The sequence below is a fragment of the Rhizobium sp. P1_E6 genome, assembly GCF_056405875.1.
Window position 1 is genome coordinate 1 of record NZ_JBFUBG010000080.1, and the last position, 16,021, is coordinate 16,021.

At 59.7% G+C, this 16,021-nt stretch carries 17 protein-coding genes; 10 read left to right on the forward strand and 7 right to left on the reverse strand.

The features are described 5' to 3' along the window. The first annotated feature begins 129 nt into the window (after positions 1–129). Positions 130–519 (forward strand): hypothetical protein, encoded by a 390-nt coding sequence (locus tag AC1D35_RS27210; RefSeq protein ID WP_477851833.1) that lies wholly within the window; start codon positions 130–132, stop codon positions 517–519. On the opposite strand, the gene AC1D35_RS27215 is transcribed toward AC1D35_RS27210, so the two are convergent. The 5 genes from AC1D35_RS27215 to AC1D35_RS27235 form a co-directional block, all read right to left on the reverse strand. Further along, positions 467–3,622, reverse strand: coding sequence for an efflux RND transporter permease subunit (locus AC1D35_RS27215; protein ID WP_477941034.1), 3,156 nt, complete (start codon positions 3,620–3,622; stop codon positions 467–469). The genes AC1D35_RS27210 and AC1D35_RS27215 overlap by 53 nt on opposite strands. After that, entirely contained in the window at positions 3,619–4,791 is a 1,173-nt protein-coding gene (locus AC1D35_RS27220; protein WP_477851835.1) for an efflux RND transporter periplasmic adaptor subunit, read from the reverse strand. The genes AC1D35_RS27215 and AC1D35_RS27220 overlap by 4 nt, the downstream gene beginning before the upstream one ends. A gap of 431 nt (positions 4,792–5,222) precedes the next feature. Further along, positions 5,223–5,921 (reverse strand): MgtC/SapB family protein, encoded by a 699-nt coding sequence (locus AC1D35_RS27225; protein ID WP_113311500.1) that lies wholly within the window; start codon positions 5,919–5,921, stop codon positions 5,223–5,225. A 204-nt stretch (positions 5,922–6,125) separates the two neighbouring features. Continuing rightward, complete coding sequence (locus tag AC1D35_RS27230; RefSeq protein ID WP_113311447.1) at positions 6,126–6,890, reverse strand: SOS response-associated peptidase; 765 nt, start codon at positions 6,888–6,890, stop codon at positions 6,126–6,128. A 96-nt stretch (positions 6,891–6,986) separates the two neighbouring features. Further along, entirely contained in the window at positions 6,987–7,307 is a 321-nt protein-coding gene (locus AC1D35_RS27235; RefSeq protein WP_113311501.1) for a YnfA family protein, read from the reverse strand. Between the two features lie 108 nt (positions 7,308–7,415). Here AC1D35_RS27235 and AC1D35_RS27240 point away from each other — a divergent pair, with 108 nt between their 5' ends. The 8 genes from AC1D35_RS27240 (at position 7,416) to AC1D35_RS27275 (ending at position 12,618) form a co-directional block, all read left to right on the forward strand. Then, a complete protein-coding gene (locus tag AC1D35_RS27240) occupies positions 7,416–7,832 on the forward strand; it encodes an NUDIX domain-containing protein (RefSeq protein WP_113311448.1) in 417 nt (138 codons plus the stop codon). Positions 7,833–7,895: 63 nt separating this feature from the next. Next, positions 7,896–8,369 (forward strand): TIGR02301 family protein, encoded by a 474-nt coding sequence (locus tag AC1D35_RS27245; protein WP_477851838.1) that lies wholly within the window; start codon positions 7,896–7,898, stop codon positions 8,367–8,369. Between the two features lie 103 nt (positions 8,370–8,472). After that, positions 8,473–8,730 (forward strand): hypothetical protein, encoded by a 258-nt coding sequence (locus tag AC1D35_RS27250; protein ID WP_113184571.1) that lies wholly within the window; start codon positions 8,473–8,475, stop codon positions 8,728–8,730. Positions 8,731–8,749: 19 nt separating this feature from the next. Further along, positions 8,750–9,499 carry a hypothetical protein gene (locus AC1D35_RS27255; RefSeq protein WP_113311450.1) on the forward strand — a complete coding sequence of 250 codons (750 nt, stop codon included), beginning with the start codon at positions 8,750–8,752 and terminating at the stop codon, positions 9,497–9,499. Positions 9,500–9,671: 172 nt separating this feature from the next. Continuing rightward, positions 9,672–10,511 carry a CAF17-like 4Fe-4S cluster assembly/insertion protein YgfZ gene (gene ygfZ, locus AC1D35_RS27260; RefSeq protein WP_113311451.1) on the forward strand — a complete coding sequence of 280 codons (840 nt, stop codon included), beginning with the start codon at positions 9,672–9,674 and terminating at the stop codon, positions 10,509–10,511. Then, the gene (locus tag AC1D35_RS27265) at positions 10,508–11,116 is read left to right on the forward strand and encodes an HD domain-containing protein (protein ID WP_113295203.1); all 609 of its coding nucleotides are present in this window, start codon (positions 10,508–10,510) and stop codon (positions 11,114–11,116) included. The genes ygfZ and AC1D35_RS27265 overlap by 4 nt, the downstream gene beginning before the upstream one ends. Beyond that, positions 11,113–11,643: a tyrosine phosphatase family protein gene (locus AC1D35_RS27270; RefSeq protein ID WP_113311452.1), complete on the forward strand. Its 531-nt coding sequence runs from the start codon at positions 11,113–11,115 to the stop codon at positions 11,641–11,643. Before AC1D35_RS27265 ends, AC1D35_RS27270 begins: the two co-directional genes overlap by 4 nt. Positions 11,644–11,697: 54 nt before the next feature. After that, positions 11,698–12,618, forward strand: a complete 921-nt coding sequence (locus AC1D35_RS27275; RefSeq protein WP_477941040.1) for a mechanosensitive ion channel family protein — start codon at positions 11,698–11,700, stop codon at positions 12,616–12,618. A gap of 9 nt (positions 12,619–12,627) precedes the next feature. Here the strand turns inward: AC1D35_RS27275 and AC1D35_RS27280 are convergent, their stop codons facing one another. Both AC1D35_RS27280 and AC1D35_RS27285 read right to left on the reverse strand, forming a co-directional pair. Then, positions 12,628–13,143, reverse strand: a complete 516-nt coding sequence (locus AC1D35_RS27280) for a superoxide dismutase family protein (protein WP_477851839.1) — start codon at positions 13,141–13,143, stop codon at positions 12,628–12,630. 128 nt (positions 13,144–13,271) lie between these two features. After that, a complete protein-coding gene (locus AC1D35_RS27285) occupies positions 13,272–13,613 on the reverse strand; it encodes a hypothetical protein (RefSeq protein ID WP_113311454.1) in 342 nt (113 codons plus the stop codon). A gap of 463 nt (positions 13,614–14,076) precedes the next feature. On the opposite strand from AC1D35_RS27285, the gene AC1D35_RS27290 reads away from it, so the two are divergent. Next, positions 14,077–15,981: an EAL domain-containing protein gene (locus AC1D35_RS27290; RefSeq protein WP_113311503.1), complete on the forward strand. Its 1,905-nt coding sequence runs from the start codon at positions 14,077–14,079 to the stop codon at positions 15,979–15,981. Positions 15,982–16,021: the final 40 nt, after the last annotated feature.

The window sequence follows — 16,021 nt, forward strand, 5'->3', positions numbered from 1 at the left end:
GGCGTAAAGAACCGCGCGAGCAGGCTGACCGCCGGCAGGCTCGTGACGATGCCGATAGTGTCACTCGCTTCCTGCATTGTCAGGCCGTGGAGAAACTCGCCTCTTTCGAGGAAGTTGACGATCTGCACGATGACGCGGGTTGAACATCATGAAGGTGTGCGTGGTGTGCAGCACGAGATGTTCGGCGGCACCCTGCAATCTCGTCGATGCGACCGACACCTTCCCGTCGTTCGGCCCCTCTATGATGGAACTGAAAACTGGATTGACACCTATGTCGCCGGCGATGATTCCAACCGGATAGTCGGGGGCTGGCAGAAGCTTCGGTACTGCGGTTGCGCCGGTTCCAAGCTCGCGCCCGGCCGGGCCATTGATCCAGTGAAATGGCAGCATTTGTCCGAAGACATCGATACGGTCGTGGACCAACTTGCCTTCACCAACCCCAGCGTCGTTCCGAGCGAACGTATTTCTAATCCGGAGTGGCGRCCGCAGATGAGCCGCCATTTGCATGCGTACCGCTGAACATTCGTCGTTTGACGGCCTCCCTCACTGTCTGAACGAATACATAGAGCAACGGAATGATGAGGAGGCCTGCAACCGTTCCGACCAACAGCCCACCCAGGACCGTCACGCCGATCGCCTGGCGGCTGCCCGCTCCGGCCCCCGATGCTACAACCAGCGGCACAACCCCCAAGATGGACGCCATCGCTGTCATCAACACAGGCCTGAAGCGCTGAGAGGTCCCCTCGGTTGCCGCTTCCGTGATGCTGAAACCTTCCTCCCGGCGCTCCTTGGCGAACTCCACAATGAGGATAGCGTTCTTGGCCGCTAACCCGATCAAAAGCAGCAGGCCGATCTGCGCGTAGATATTAAGGTCGATGCCACCGATCACCAGCCCCGCCAGGGCCCCAAGAACCGCGATGGTCACGGACATCATCACCGCCAGCGGGACGCTCCAGCTTTCATATTGGGCGACGAGGAAGAGATAGGTGAATATGATCCCCATGATCAGGATGATGACCGTCTGCCCGCCGGCCTGCTTTTCCTGGAGAGCCAGTCCCGTCCATTCGTATCCGAAGCCTGGCGGCAGCTTCTCTGCGGCAAGCGCTTCCATGGCGTTCAAGGCGTCCCCGGTACTTGCGCCCGCCGCCGCCTGTCCGTTGATTGCGGCGGACGGGAAAAGATTGTAGCGGTTGACAGAGTTCGGCCCATAGATGGTTGAGATCGAAAGCATTCCCTGCAACGGGACCAGATCGCCCGATTGGCTTCGCACCCTCAGGCGCTGGATGTCCTCGATGCGGGAGCGGAAGTTCGGCTCGTCCTGGATGCGAACCTGGTATACGCGGGAAAATATGTTGAAGTCATCGACATAGGCCGATCCGAGATGCGCTTGCAGCGTGCTGAAGATCGCAGCAGGCGAAACGCCGAAAATCTCGGCGCGCCGCCGATCGATGGTGAGATAGATTTGCGGCGCGTCCGCCGAAAACGTGCTGAAGACGCTGGTCAGCTGCTTCGTCCGGTTTGCTGCGATGATCAGCCCGCGCATCACTTCGGCGAGTTCTTCCTGGCTTTGCCCGGCACGAGCCTGAAGGCGGAAATCAAATCCGCCGGTCGTGCCGAGACCGGGTATCGCCGGCGGATTGAACGGCACCACTGATGCCATCGAAATTCTGCTGAACTCCCCGCGAAGCCGGTTCATCAGCGCAAAAGCGCTTTGATCCGATCCGCGATCGCTCCAGGGCGTCAGTGCCGAGATGACCATTGCTGAATTGGAGCCGCCGCCGCCGATCATGCTCGTTCCAGCGATGGCAATGGTGTTTGCAATACCCGGCGTCCGCTGAAGCACTGAAGTCACCGTCGCGATTGTTTCCTGCGTGCGCTCGAGGGATGCGGAGTCCGGCAATTGCACATTCATGAACAAGTAGCCCTGGTCTTCCGAGGGCACGAAACCAACCGGCAAAATGCGATAGCAGCCGTAGATGCCGACCACGACAACAGCAAAAACGAGCAAGCTGAGGGCGATCTTACGCGCAAAGACCGCCAGCAATCGCAGGTAAAATCGTCTCGACGCATCGAGCGCCCCGTTTATCCTGCTGAAAATCCGCGAGCGGCTCTCCTGTGCCGGGCGCAGGATCAGGACACACAGCGCCGGGCTGAGCGTCAGGGCATTGATCGTCGAGAAGGTGATCGTCACCAGGATGGTCACCGCAAACTGCCGGTAAAGTTCACCGGTTATGCCGGCGAGAAACGCAACCGGTACGAAGAGGGCGGCCAGCACCAAGGTCGTGGCGACGATCGGACCGGTGACCTGGCTCATAGTACGCAACGTCGCCTCGCGCACGTCAACGCCGGCCTCGCTCATGATGCGTTGGACGTTTTCCACCACGATGATGGCGTCGTCCACGACCAGGCTGATCGCCAGTATCATCGCGAAAAGCGTGATCGTATTCGCCGAATAGCCCATGAGATAAAGCACGGCAAAGCCACCGATCAGCGAAACCGGTATTGTCAGCGTCGGGATGATGGTCGCGCGCCAGTCCTGCAGGAAAAGGAACACGACGGCCACGACGAGCGCGAAGGTGATCGCCAGCGTGACGAAAATCTCGTGGATGGTCTGGCGAACGAAAGCGGTGGTGTCGAAAACGACCGTGTATGCGATGTCATCGGGAAACTGTTTCGACAACGTCTGCAGCTCGCCCAGAACGGCGTTCGATACCGCCAGCGCATTGGCGTCCGCCGACTGATAGACGACAACGGTCGCGCTGGGCTTGCCGTTCAGGGTCGATGCCGTATCGTAGGATTCTGCTCCGAGTTCGACCCGGGCGATGTCGCGGAGATGGACGATCGCGCCATCCTTGTTGGTGCGGATGATGATGTCGCCGAACTCGTCCGCATCCGCGAGCCTTCCTCTCGCCATGACGGTCAATTGCAGCTGCTGGCCGGTGGGTGCGGGAGGAGAGCCGAGCTGGCCGGCGGACGCCTGGGCGTTCTGGGCCTGGATCGCGGCGGCCAGGTCGGCGGCGGTTACCCCAAGGGCCTGCATGCGATCGGGGTTCATCCATATGCGCATGCTGTAGGCGGGACCGAACACGCTCGCCTCGCCAACGCCCGGCAGGCGGGCGATCGCATCGCGGATATTGATCATCGCGTAGTTGCTGATGAACACATCGTCCCTGGTGCCTTTCGGCGAGTAGACCGCAAAGCCCAGCAGCATGCTCGATGAACGCGTCCTGACCGAGACGCCTGTCTGCGTGACGGCGGCAGGAAGCCGCGGCGTTGCCATCGCCACCCGATTTTGCACGTTGACCTGGGCAATTGCCGGGTCCGTCCCGGCCGCGAACGTAACGGTCAGGCTATAGGTACCGTTGTTGGTGCTCGATGACGACATGTAGAGCATGTCGTCGACGCCGTTCACCTGGTCCTCGATCGGCGCTGCTACACTATCGGTCATGACGCTTGCATTCGCGCCCGGATAGCTTGCCGTCACCTGCACTTCGGGCGGTGTGATTTGAGGAAACTGCGCGACGGGTATCAAGAGGAGGGAGACCCCTCCGGCGATCATCATCACGATCGCGATGACCATCGCGAACCTCGGTCTCGCGATGAAGTGCGCCGATATGTTCATTGCGCGGACCCTGATTGTGATGCGGCAGGAGCGAGCGAGATCACGCTACTATCGGTTGGAGAGACCTCCGTGGGACTGACGGCCGCGCCTTCGGAGATGTTCTGCAGCCCCTCGACAACGAGTTTTTCGCCGCCTTTCAGACCATCGTCGACCACCCAGTTGCCATTGATCTGCCGGGAGGTCTTTATTCGCCGCAGCTCGACAGCGTTCTGCTCGTTGACCAGCAGGACGAACTTGCCTTCGCGGTCCTGCTGCACCGACCCCAAGGGCACAACTGGGCGTAGTGTCTTTTCCGTTCCCGATATGACGACCGTGACGAACTGCCCTGGAATTAGCAGGCCATCGGGATTGGAAAACAGTGTTCGAACCGCCAGCGTCCCGGTCGCCGGGTCGATTTCGTTGCCGAAGAATTCGATCTTTCCAGGCTCCCTGTATGCTTGGTCGTTTGAGAGCCGCAGGCTGGGCTGGTAGCGCCTGGCGAGTTCTTCCTTGCCGATATCGCCGGCGGCTGCGCGTAGTTCGAGGATGGATCGGTCGCTCACGGAGAATACCACGCGGATTGGATCCATTTCCACGACGCGTGCAAGCGCCATCGAACTGCCGCTGACGAAGCTTCCCACAGACAGTTCCGCTGCCCCGATGCGGCCGTCAATCGGCGAGGTAATCCTCGTGTAGCTGAGATTGAGCTCGGCCTGGGCCACGCGTGCTTGCGCCGACAACAGGTTTGCCTGTCCGGTCTCCAGCGCCGCTTGGCTTTCCTCCAGCGTCGCGCGCGATACGGTYTGGCCGGTCAGCGACTGATTTCGCGCAACGCGGCGTTGGGCATCATCCAAGCTCGCCTGGGCGCTCGCAAGCGCTGCCTTGGCATCCGCTAACGATATCTGAAGGGATCGTTTGTCGATCAGGAAAAGATCCTGATCCTTCTTGACCAGTTGGCCCTCGTCAAAAAGGCGTTCGTCCAGAAAGCCTTCGATCCGCGAACGGATATCGACGGCATTGACCGCCTCCACGCGACCGACGAATTCGTGCTTCGGCGAGACATCTTGAACCGGTATGCTGAAGACGCCGACGGAAGGCTCAGCCTGCGCCGCGGCGTTCTCCGGTGCGGACATTAACGTTGCCGACAATATTATGAGGCATGCCGACGGAACTCGACGTCCCAATTTCATCGACCAGTCTCCATCAGAGCCGAGATAATTTCTCAAGTCAAAACGTATGGAAGCAGTCTACAGCGGCAAATTCGTATATGCTCAAATACTACTGCTAGTCGTTAAAATCGGCAAGCCGTCAGTGATAGTACTCTTGTTACAGCTGGATCTTTTGCAGATGTGGGCCGGATACCGGAAGTCTGGACTACACCTGCGTGACCGTTTCGGATGCGTCTTTCAAAAAAGCGCCGCCTGTCGTTTCATGCCCTTGACTGGGCGGCGGCAAGCCGTCAGGTCACGCGCACTTCGTCGGATCCGCAGGAAATGCTTTTTAGGCCGCCCCGCTGATCAGAAGGATGGCTGCTCGCTCGGTAGGCAACATTTGCAATCAGAGGCTGTTATCCTCAATAATCCATCGATCACAGACTGAGCACCGCCCGCCGCTTGCATGTTCATTGAGTGTCGTCGATAATTTTCGACCAGCTGGTTTTTGCCACTTGCGATCTCAAGCTCAACTGGGCCACGAGTTGTTCGACAACGCTGTCTTCATCACTCTTGCTGAAAACGATCGCTTCGATCTCCATGCTGCCGTCGCCTTCGTCAAGGCGGCTTTTAATCGATCGGAACTGGAGTTTGTTGGCGTTTAGTGATTGCAGGAGCGCCGCCCGGATTGCGACCTCGTCCTCCAGCGGGCACGTCAGCCTTATGTCATATATACGGTCCTGTTCTGACGCGACCACAGACCAAGTTTCAATATATCGTCCAAGCTTGGGAAGCGTAAAGTTGAAGGCAACGATAAACAACGCCGCCTCGACGGCCAGCAGAAGTTGCCCGTAGCCAGCAAAGACGCCCACCGCGCCAGTGCTCCAGACCGTCGCAGCCGTGCTCAATCCTTTGATGTTGGTGCCGTCGCGGATAATGAGGCCAGCGCCTAGGAAGCCGATGCCTGTGATCACTTGAGCGCCCATACGTAAATCAAACTCCAAACCCATAGCACTTGGAAGCGACGCATAGGACGCGGCGCCGAGGGAAACCAGCGCGTGTGTGACGAGATTTGAGTTGCGCTGCTTCAAATGTCTCTCGGCGCCGATCAGCGTTCCGAGCAGCAAAGCTATAACCAGCTTGAGGAGAATTGAATGGCTGGCGTCCATCTCGATTACCTCGTTAATATGTGTCGTGGGTCGTGCCTGCTTTCTCGCGTCAACCAGTTGTCTCTGCCGCACAAAAAAATCGCTTCGTACGGAAAGCAATCAGCGCCCTTCAACCTGTTTTTAACTTGGTTCGGAGGCATGAATCTCGATTGGAGAGAACATGGTACACGTCCTGCTGAAGTTGCAGGACGGCGGGTTCGGGTTTCAAAAGAAACTGAGCTGGCCATTGTCAGGCGTTTTCTTCTGGGGCGGCTTCGACACCTTCTCGAGCGGTACCGGATCTTGAAGATCCGGTCCCATGTTTGCAACCTTGTTGACCTTGTCGGAAACTGGGATCGCCTCGAAGAAATCCTCCTGGACCGGCTGCATGAGGCCGACGACCTCGCGCGGCTCCTGCGTCTTGCAGTCGAGCCAGCGGGAAAAATCCTCCGGCTGGATGACGACCGGCATGCGGTCATGGATCGAGGAGATCGCGCTGTTGGCCCTGGTCGTCAGGATGGCGCCGGTATCTACTTCCGAACCATCGGCTGAGGACCATGTTTCCATGAGCCCGGCAAAGGCGATGACGCCGCCGCGGCGCGGCCGGATCCAATAGGCCTGCGCCTTCTCTCCGCTTTCCTTCGACGGGCGATGCCATTCGTAGAAGCCGGAAGCCGGGATGAGGATGCGGCGATGGCGCATGGCGGCGCGGAAGGATGCCTTGCCGATTGCGGTTTCAGAGCGCGCATTGATCAGCAGTGGGAATTCCTTGGGATCCTTGACCCAGCCGGGCGTGAAGCCCCAGCGCACCAGCAGGGCGCGGCGATCCGGCAGGTTGCTGCCCGGCTCCTGCCCTTCGCCTGATATGACGACGAGAATCGGCTGCGTCGGCGCGATGTTGTAACGTGCCGGAAAGCCTTCCAGCTCGGCAAGGCTGAAAGCTTCGGCTATATCCTTGACCACTTCTGTCAGGGCAAAACGTCCACACATGCGAATGTCTTTGCACCCTGCCCCGCATCGGTCAAGGCGCTTTGTCCACAAGCAATTCCCAATGGAGAGCCGCTGCACATCTTTCGCAGAAAGGCTCTAACTGCGTGGTGCGAAGAGGATGACCGCCGTGCCGGCAAGGCAGATCAGCGCGCCGCCGATATCCCAGCGGTCGGGAACGCGGTTCTCCGCCAGCCAGAGCCACAACAGCGAGGCAACAATGTAAATGCCTCCATAGGCGGCGAAGGTGTGTCCGGCGGCCTCGCTCGGCACCAGCGTCAGCAGCCAGGCAAACAGCGCCAGCGACACCATGCCGGGCGCCAGCCACCAGACGGGCTTTGCCAGCCGCAGCCAGGCCCAGAAGGCAAAGCAGCCTGCAATTTCGAAGAGGGCGGCAAGGGCATAGATCAGGTAGGTCACGGGCATCTCGCAGGAATCACAGCGGCCATATTCCATGCTAGCCCAGCGATTGCGCAAGGTGAGTTGCCCATGGGATAAGGCAGGCATCACAGCAACACGTGCGAGCCGATGACCTCCGAAGCCAGACCCGCCTCCTCCGCCATCCTGGAACGTGATGGCCGATTCCTTCTTGTGCTGCGGCGAAACCCGCCCTCGGCCGACATGTATGCCTTTCCCGGCGGCCGCGGCGAGCCCGGCGAAACACCCGAAGAGACGGCATTGCGTGAATTCTTCGAGGAGACCGGTATCCAGGCACGAAACCCGCGCCTATTCTCCACCTATGACCTGAAGACGCATACGCCCGACGGCAGCATCAGCAGCCATTTCTTTCTCTCCGTCTTCCGCGTCGAGGCGGACCGCCATCTGGTGGCAGAAGCTGCCGATGATGCAGCAGCAATCGGCTGGTACAGCGTGGAAGAGATCCGCCGCATGCCGGCGCCGCAGAGCGTGCTCGAATGCGTCGAGCGGCTGGCAGCCGGCGAATGAGGCCAATGCCGGAAGAGTTGGCAGAATAGAAGTGGAAACTGCCACATCCGCCTTGTTCCTGTCATGCTCCCTGTATCAACTGGGAGCATGATTCCCGTTCGACGCGTTCTCTTGTCATCTCTTGTCTTTGGCGGCCTCGTCTGGGCCAGTCCGACAATGGCGCAAGGTGAGGCGCGGGGCAGCAAGAATACAGTTCCCCCGCCGACGGAAGAGATCGCACCGCCGGTCGTGGTCGTACCCTATGACGACAAGCTGGCGCGGCTGGCAGAGGTCTTGGGTTCGGTGCATTACCTGCGTACGCTCTGCAAGGCTCAGGGCGCGGATGAATGGCGAGCCGACATGCAGGAACTGCTCGATTCCGAGACGAATGGGGAGCCGCAGCGCAAGGAAAAACTGACCGCAGCCTTCAATCGCGGTTACCGCACTTTTGCCTCGGTTTATACGGATTGCACCCAGGCGGCCATCGTGGCAGAAGAGCGCTACCGTAACGAAGGTGCAACACTTGCCACAGAAATTACTTCGCGGTTTGGAAATTGACGTTTAATTAACCTGTTTTCGCATGCGGACGTGTCGTTTTGGGAAAAGGCTGTTAGTGTTGTTAACATAGCGGTAAGACATGAGAAGTTCTGAGGAAAAGACAATGGAACCAAGCCTCAACGACATCGACGACATGATCGTCCACGAAAAGATGCAGGCGGCTCTGGAATACCAGAACGAGGCTTGGGCCGACGGAATGGCCGATGGTATCGAGCCTGAAATCATTGCCGATGCTGCGATTGCCCATGCACTGCGGGAGACAATCAGACTGCATGGAGAAAGCAGCGCCGAAGCCTTGTTGGATTCGCTGCGCGACCGCATGCTGGCAGGTGAGTTTTCCACCAACCGGACCCTGCAATAAGGGCAATACAGAGAGTTTCATGCGTACCGGTAAAGATATTTCATCGCGAATTGCGCTCGCGCCGGTCCTGCTTGCCGTCGGCCTTGCCGCAGGCAGCGTGCTGTCCGCATCTTCCGCCTACGCACTTTCTGAACTTCAGAAGATTCCGGGCCAGCCCGATGCGCCCGCCACGGCGCAACAGAACCCACAGCAGCCGGCAGCACCGCAGAACGGCTCCTCGGGTGTCCCCATGCCCGATCCGCTCGTCAACAAGGAAGGCCAGAGCGTCGACAAGACGCCGGGCGCGTCCGACAATTCCAAGCCCGCCGAAGTGATCTACGACATCAGCAAGGTGCCGGAACCCGTGCGCAAGATGCGCGAACAGATCGTTGAGGCGGCCGCCTCCGGCGACCTCGAACGCCTGCGTCCGCTGATGGGCACTGGCGCGGACCAGACACAGGTCACGGTCGGCGAACCGACAGACGATCCAATCGGCACGCTGAAGGATCTCTCCGGCGATCCTGACGGCGACGAGATCCTCGCCATAATGCTCGATGTCATATCGACCGGCTTCGTGCATGTCGGCCAGGGCACGGCTGATGACATGTATGTCTGGCCCTATTTCGCCGAGAAGGACCTGAAATCGCTGACCCCACCGGAACGCGTCGAACTGCTGCGCATCGTCACGGCAGGCGACCTCTCCGATATGCAGGAGTTCGGCGGCTATAATTTCTACCGCCTCGGCATCACGCCCGACGGCAAATGGAAGTTCTTCACAGCCGGCGACTGACGCCAGAGCGTCGTGGCTCCTTTGGGATGCACAAAGGACGCTCTAACTCATTGAAACTAAGCATCAGGCTTTCCGAAAATCGTTTCCGATTTTGCGCCGATGCTGTAGAGCGCTTGCACCATCAGCTTCAAAGACTTACCTCTGAGCGATCACCAACGCGACAGGTTTCGCCATGCCAGCCGTATTCCTGAAAGACCGCTCGCTTATTGCCGTCGGCGGCCCTGAAGCAGAAGCCTTCCTGCAGAATCTCATCACCACTGATATCGTCTCGCTTGGTGCGGACGAGGCGCGGCCGGGCGCGTTGCTGACGCCGCAGGGCAAGATCCTGTTCGACTTCATGATCTGGCGCGACGGCGATGGCTTTGTCATCGAAACGGACGCCTCCCAGCGCGAAGCGCTGCTGAAGCGATTGACCATGTACCGCCTGCGCGCGCCGGTGACGTTGACGCCAGTTGCAGAGGATGGCGTCACCATTTCCTGGGGCGAGGAGGCCGGAGCGGGCATCAAGGACAGCCGATTCGCCAAGGCCGGTGTCACCGTGCTGCGTCGTGCCGGTCATCATGGCAGCCACAATGCGACCCTCTACGATGCGCTGCGCATCGAGCATGGCATCGTTACGTCAGGGCCTGATTATGCGCTTCAGGATGCCTTCCCGCATGATGTGCTGATGGATTTCAATGGTGGCCTCTCCTTCAAGAAAGGCTGCTATGTCGGCCAGGAAGTGGTGTCCCGTATGCATCATCGCGGCACCGCACGACGCCGCGTCGTGACTGTTTCGGCCGGCGCCGCATTGCCCGCCAGCGGCACTGAAATTACCGCCAATGGCAAGCCGGTCGGCACGCTCGGCTCCGTCGAGGGAACAAACGGACTGGCGATCGTGCGCATCGACCGCGCCGGCGAGGCGATGGCATCCGGTACGCCGCTGCTTGCCGGCGATGTTTCCGTGACGCTCAGCCTGCCGGCCTGGTCCGGCCTCAGCTTCCCGACCTCCTCGGACGAGGCGAGCGCGTGACGACTGCGAAGGCTCCACGCGCCTGGCAGCGCATGCTGTCCGGGCGGCGACTCGATCTGCTCGACCCCTCGCCGCTCGATGTCGAACTGACCGATATCGCCCACGGGCTTGCCCGCGTCGCCCGGTGGAACGGTCAGACGTCGGGCGACCATGCTTTTTCAGTTGCGCAGCATTGTCTCATTGTTGAAACCATCTTCCGGCACTTCAATGACGCCACACCCGGCGATTGCCTGATGGCGCTGCTGCATGACGCACCGGAATATGTGATCGGCGATATGATCTCCCCTTTCAAGGCGGTCGTCGGTGGCGGATACAAGACGGTCGAAAAGCGGCTGGAGGCCGCCGTGCATCTGCGCTTCGGCCTGCCGCCGCACCCTTCCCGCGAACTCAAGGACAAGATCAAGAAGGCCGATACGATCGCCGCCTATTTTGAGGCAACGGTGCTTGCGGGCTTCACGCCGGCAGAGGCACAGAAATTCTTTGGCCAGCCGCGCGGCATCACCAGGGACATGCTCTCGATGGATCCTTTCCCAGCTCTCGAAGCGCAGCGGCTCTTCTGCGAACGCTTTGCGGAGATCGAGGCAGCCCGGGGCGTGACCCCGTGACCGTGATCGTGGTTTCTCCGCTGGCGCGCATTGCCGAGATGGCGGTGCGGCACAAGGCGCGCGAGATGATCAGCCTGATGGCGAAGGAACAGGCCTTTCACCGTCCAGGCGTGATCCAAGCCGATCGGCATCTGCTGCTTAACATGAACGATATCACCTTCAAGGGCACGGGCGATCTCGTGGCGCCCGACGAGAGGCATGTGCAGGCGATCATCGATTTCGCCGCCGGCTGGCAGCAGGAGGCGCCCCTTCTGATCCATTGCTGGATGGGCGTTTCGCGCTCACCCGCCGCAGCGCTGATTGCCGCCCTGTCGCTGGCGCCCGAGCAGGAGGACATGGCACTTGCCCGCCGGCTGCGCGCCGCCTCGCCCTATGCGACACCCAATGCACGGATCGTCGAAATCGGCGACGCGCTGCTTGATCGGCGCGGGCGGCTCGTCGATTCCGTGAGAGCCATCGGCCGCGGTGCGGATGCCGACGGCAACGTACCCTTCGTGCTGACCATCCGGGACGATTCGAACGGTTGACGCCCTTGGCCCCTGCTCCATCTAGCCCTCGACGATGCATTCGAGGAGCATATGATGGAACAGCAGGCCTCCGACCTTATCATTGCAACCCGTTCGGCGCTCGATCAGGCGAGCGCGCTTGCCGTACAATATTCTTTCTCCATCCTGGGCGCGATCATCCTGCTCATCGTCGGCTGGGTGACGGCGAGCCTCATCAGCCGCTGGGCCTATGAGGGCATCTCGCGCGTGCGCGGCATCGACGAGACGCTTGCCCGTTTCTTCACCAATGTCGTGCGCTATGCGCTGCTGGTGCTGGTCTTTGTCACCGTTCTCGGGCAGTTCGGCGTGCAGACGGCATCGATTATCGCCACTCTCGGCGCCGCCGGCCTTGCCGTCGGTCTGGCGCTGCAGGGCACGTTGCAGAATATCGCAGCCGGCATCATGCTGCTCGTGCTGCGCCCCTTCCGCGTCGGGGAGTATATCGAGACAAGCAGTGTGACCGGGACGGTGCTCGAGATCGGCCTTTTCGCCACGGAACTGAAGACGGGGGACGGCCTCTATCGCCTGGCGCCGAATTCGATCCTCTGGAATACGCCGATCACAAACTACAGCCGCCAGCCAACCCGGCAGAATGATCTGAAGATCAGCATTACGCACAAAGACGATCTCGACCTCGCAATGGAAACACTGATGAAGCTTGCGACAGCCGACAAACGAGTGCTCAAAACGCCGGCACCAAGTGTCTTCATCGATAGTCTCAGCGACAGCGCGGTCAGCATGACATTGCGCTACTGGGYATCGACCGGCGACTGGTGGAGCCTCAGCCGTGACATGATCAAGCGCGTCAAACTCGCCTTCGACAAGATGGGAGAGGTGGATGATACCTCAGCCCCAGCGCAGCCTTCGAAYGCTCCCACTATAGAGCCAGCCTTGGAAGAAGCACCCGTCAACGCTCCGGGCCGCAAGAGGACGCCGAGGGCGTCCCCGCAGACATAGCCCTACTGCTTATTCAATCACACCGCAGGCAATCCTGTCGCCGGCGCCGCCTGAGGGCTGGCTTCGATAGTCATCGGATTCCGCATGCACCATCAGCGCGCGGCCACGCACACCATCCTCCTTGCCGTCGAGCGAGATCATGGTGTCGAAGACCTGCGCGCGCAGGATGCCGTCCTGACCGACATACTGGTTCGGCATGTCACCGGCATGTGGTCCCTTGGTGGCGAGGAAGCCATGCTCGGCCTTGGTCGGATTGAAATGACCACCGGCCGATTCGTGATGGGTTGCAGCATCGCAGCGGCCGGTTTCGTGGATGTGGAAGGCGACCCACTTGTTGACGGGCAGGCCTGAGATTTCCGCCTCGATGAAGACACCACCATTGGCCGCGGCGGTCAGCGTGGCACGGCCGGACTCCTTGCCGTCAGGGCCGATGAAATTTGCCGTCGCCGTCTGCTTGTCCTGGGCAAGGCCTTGGGACGCAGCCGCAAGCAGGCCGAGGGCAGCGATGGTGCATATGATTTTCATCGGGTTTCCTTCCGTTTCGGGGACTGTGTCCCAACGCCTCATAAGGGAAGGTGTTCCTGCCTGCATAAAAGGCAAGAAAAAGCCGGCCACAAGGCCGGCTCCAGACTAGTGCAGCTAGCGACCAACGCTCAGGCTGCGATACCGAGATCGAATTCGCCGTAGGTATTGCGATAGGCCTGCATCGCCTGGTCATCGCCATCAGGGGCACTCTGCTGCAGCGCATAGGGAACGGCCGTGCCGGTCGCCGAGCCGTTGTCGCTGTATTCCATCATGAGAGCGACGAGGCTGCTCGGATATTTCGGCTGCGTATTGCCCGAATTATCCTCTTCGAGAAATTCCCGGATGATGCCGGGTTTCTTATCTGCCGCACGTTCCGTGCGGCTCAGCACGCCGTCGCCATTGGCATCAAGCCGCGAGAGCGTTGCCAAATATGCATAAGAGATGTCTGAAACTGATGAAAGAGCAGTCATACAAACCTCCGTTCACCGCTTCTTCCGGTGAGAGTCTGTACGCAATACACGGGTGGGAAAGATCGGGCTTGACCCATTGACTAAACTGATTTGGGCTTCTGGTCAATAAGCTGTTAACCGTTGATTAACTATGATTGACAAAGTGTAACTACCCGTATCAGCGGCGCTTTCAATTTCCCTCGGTAAGCCAGGTTCCTTCGGTATTTCAGTAGTTTGCGAGATACAAACAAATTGCCGGCTAGCTATAAAGGGTCGTGAAGTTGCAACCGATTATTAATCGGGGAGGTAGAATATACCGCATGCGAGTTGCCGAAAATGGCCGCTTGTTGCTTATAAAAATTGATTCTTGCAGTCATTTCAGAAAGGTCTTTTTTATGTCCGGCGCGATATGGCATCCTTGCCAATCGAAGACGCCTTCGCCTATTGCCATGCTTTCATCGCAACCGTCCCGCGGGGGGTGCGCATGAAAGCCCAGACGCTTTTCTGGCAACAGTGCACGCAGGCCGTCAACCAGGACGGATCGATCGATGCAGAGCATCTGATGGAGCTCGTGATCGCGACCTATCGCAGCCATGAAAGCGAATATGACGAAATCGAGCATAGCGCTGAGACGCTGCTCACCGAAAACCGCGAATTGAAGAACACGATCACTTCCACCACGCAGGCGCTTGCGGAACAACGCAAGCTCTTCGAAATCGTGCTGAACAACCTGCCACTCGGCCTCAGCGTGTTCGATGCGGATCAGCGGCTGACCCTTTCCAACCTGCGCTTCCGCCAGCTCTTCGGCTTTACCGAAAGCGATATCACACCCGGTACGGCGATTGCCGACCTGATGAGCAAAACGCGCGGCACGGAGCACGCCAACACCGGGACGCACCGCAAAAAGCGAGGCCAGGAAGCCTCTTCGAAGGCAGGGCGCATCCGCAGGCGCGAATGGATGATGGATGATGGCCGCATCATCCAGAGCGTCGTCACCATCCTTGCCGATGGCAGCAATATCGCCATCCATGCCGATATCACAGAAGACCGCAAGGCCGCCGAGCGCATCACCTATCTCGCACATCACGATCCGCTCACCGGCCTGCCGAACCGCATTCGCTTCCGCGAGCAGCTCGATGCCGCCCTTGCCGAGCGCAAGGACGATGAGCAGATCGCGCTCGTGCATCTCAATCTCGACCGGTTCAAGTCGATCAACAATACCCTGGGTGTGTCGGCCGGCGACAAGATCCTGCAGCAGGTCGCGGAGAGAATCCGCGCCTCGGCCGGCTCGGAAAATATCCTTGCTCGTCTCGGCTCGGACGAATTCGCGATCCTGCAGACGCACCGCCAGCAGCCGTGGAACATCACCGCCCTCGCCGACCAGATCCGCCGTGAGCTCAGCGAACCCTTCTTTCGCGGCGACAAGCAGGTAGAACTCACTGTTTCCATGGGCATTTCGATCGCCCCTGACGATGCCACCGAGACCGACAAGCTGCTGCGTAACGCGGCAGTCGCCCTTTCCCACGCCAAGGCGGACGGACGCCGCCACGAGCGCTTCTTCAGCGGCGAGATGGAGGAGAAGATGCAGGCCCGCCATGCGCTGGAGGCCGATCTGCGCGCCGCCGTACAGAACGAGGAATTCGAGCTTCACTACCAGCCGCTCTACGACCTGACGCAGCATCGCATCTGCGGCTTCGAGGCGCTGATCCGTTGGAATCATCCGGTGCGCGGCCGAGTCACGCCGATGGAATTCATCCCGCTTGCCGAAGAGGTCGGCCTCATCGTCGATATCGGCCGTTGGGTTTTGCGCCGCGCCTGCAACGATGCAGCGCAATGGCCGGAAGATATCAAGATCGCCGTCAATGTCTCGGCCATCCAGTTCAGCAGCAGCGACCTGCCGCGGGATGTCAATGAAGCGCTTGCCGCCGCAGAACTCTCGCCGTCACGTCTCGAACTCGAGATCACCGAAAGCGTGCTGATGGAAAATCTCGATGAGGCCTTGCCGATCCTGCATGCGCTCAGGGAACGCGGCATTCGCATCTCCATGGACGATTTCGGAACCGGTTATTCGTCGCTGAGCTACCTTTCGAGTTTCCCCTTCGACAAGATCAAGATCGACAAGTCCTTCGTGAACGACATCGTCGAGAATAAGGAAGCACATGCGATCATGCGCGCGATCATCCTGCTCGGCGATGCGCTCGGCATGCGCGTGACCGCGGAGGGCGTGGAAACCGCAGAGCAGATGGCGCTGCTCGAATACGAGGAATGCGACGAGATCCAGGGCTATTATATCAGCCCCCCGAAACCCTTTGGCGACGTAGCCCGCATGCTTTCCATGCCGCCGAAGAAGAATGGCGGCGCTACGCCGTTCGCCAAGCTCCGGTACTGATTTCGAAACATTGCGACTCGCTGTCCAAGCGGTTATCGAC

Excerpts from the sequence above, each read along its gene's own strand:
- AC1D35_RS27225 (WP_113311500.1), bottom strand. The coding sequence starts at position 5,921 with ATGGACGCCAGCCATTCAATTCTCCTCAAGCTGGTTATAGCTTTGCTG.
- AC1D35_RS27230 (WP_113311447.1), bottom strand. The coding sequence starts at position 6,890 with ATGTGTGGACGTTTTGCCCTGACAGAAGTGGTCAAGGATATAGCCGAA.
- AC1D35_RS27240 (WP_113311448.1), top strand. The coding sequence starts at position 7,416 with ATGACCTCCGAAGCCAGACCCGCCTCCTCCGCCATCCTGGAACGTGAT.
- AC1D35_RS27245 (WP_477851838.1), top strand. The coding sequence starts at position 7,896 with ATGCTCCCTGTATCAACTGGGAGCATGATTCCCGTTCGACGCGTTCTC.
- AC1D35_RS27250 (WP_113184571.1), top strand. The coding sequence starts at position 8,473 with ATGGAACCAAGCCTCAACGACATCGACGACATGATCGTCCACGAAAAG.
- AC1D35_RS27255 (WP_113311450.1), top strand. The coding sequence starts at position 8,750 with ATGCGTACCGGTAAAGATATTTCATCGCGAATTGCGCTCGCGCCGGTC.
- ygfZ (WP_113311451.1), top strand. The coding sequence starts at position 9,672 with ATGCCAGCCGTATTCCTGAAAGACCGCTCGCTTATTGCCGTCGGCGGC.
- AC1D35_RS27280 (WP_477851839.1), bottom strand. The coding sequence starts at position 13,143 with ATGAAAATCATATGCACCATCGCTGCCCTCGGCCTGCTTGCGGCTGCG.
- AC1D35_RS27285 (WP_113311454.1), bottom strand. The coding sequence starts at position 13,613 with ATGACTGCTCTTTCATCAGTTTCAGACATCTCTTATGCATATTTGGCA.
- AC1D35_RS27290 (WP_113311503.1), top strand. The coding sequence starts at position 14,077 with ATGAAAGCCCAGACGCTTTTCTGGCAACAGTGCACGCAGGCCGTCAAC.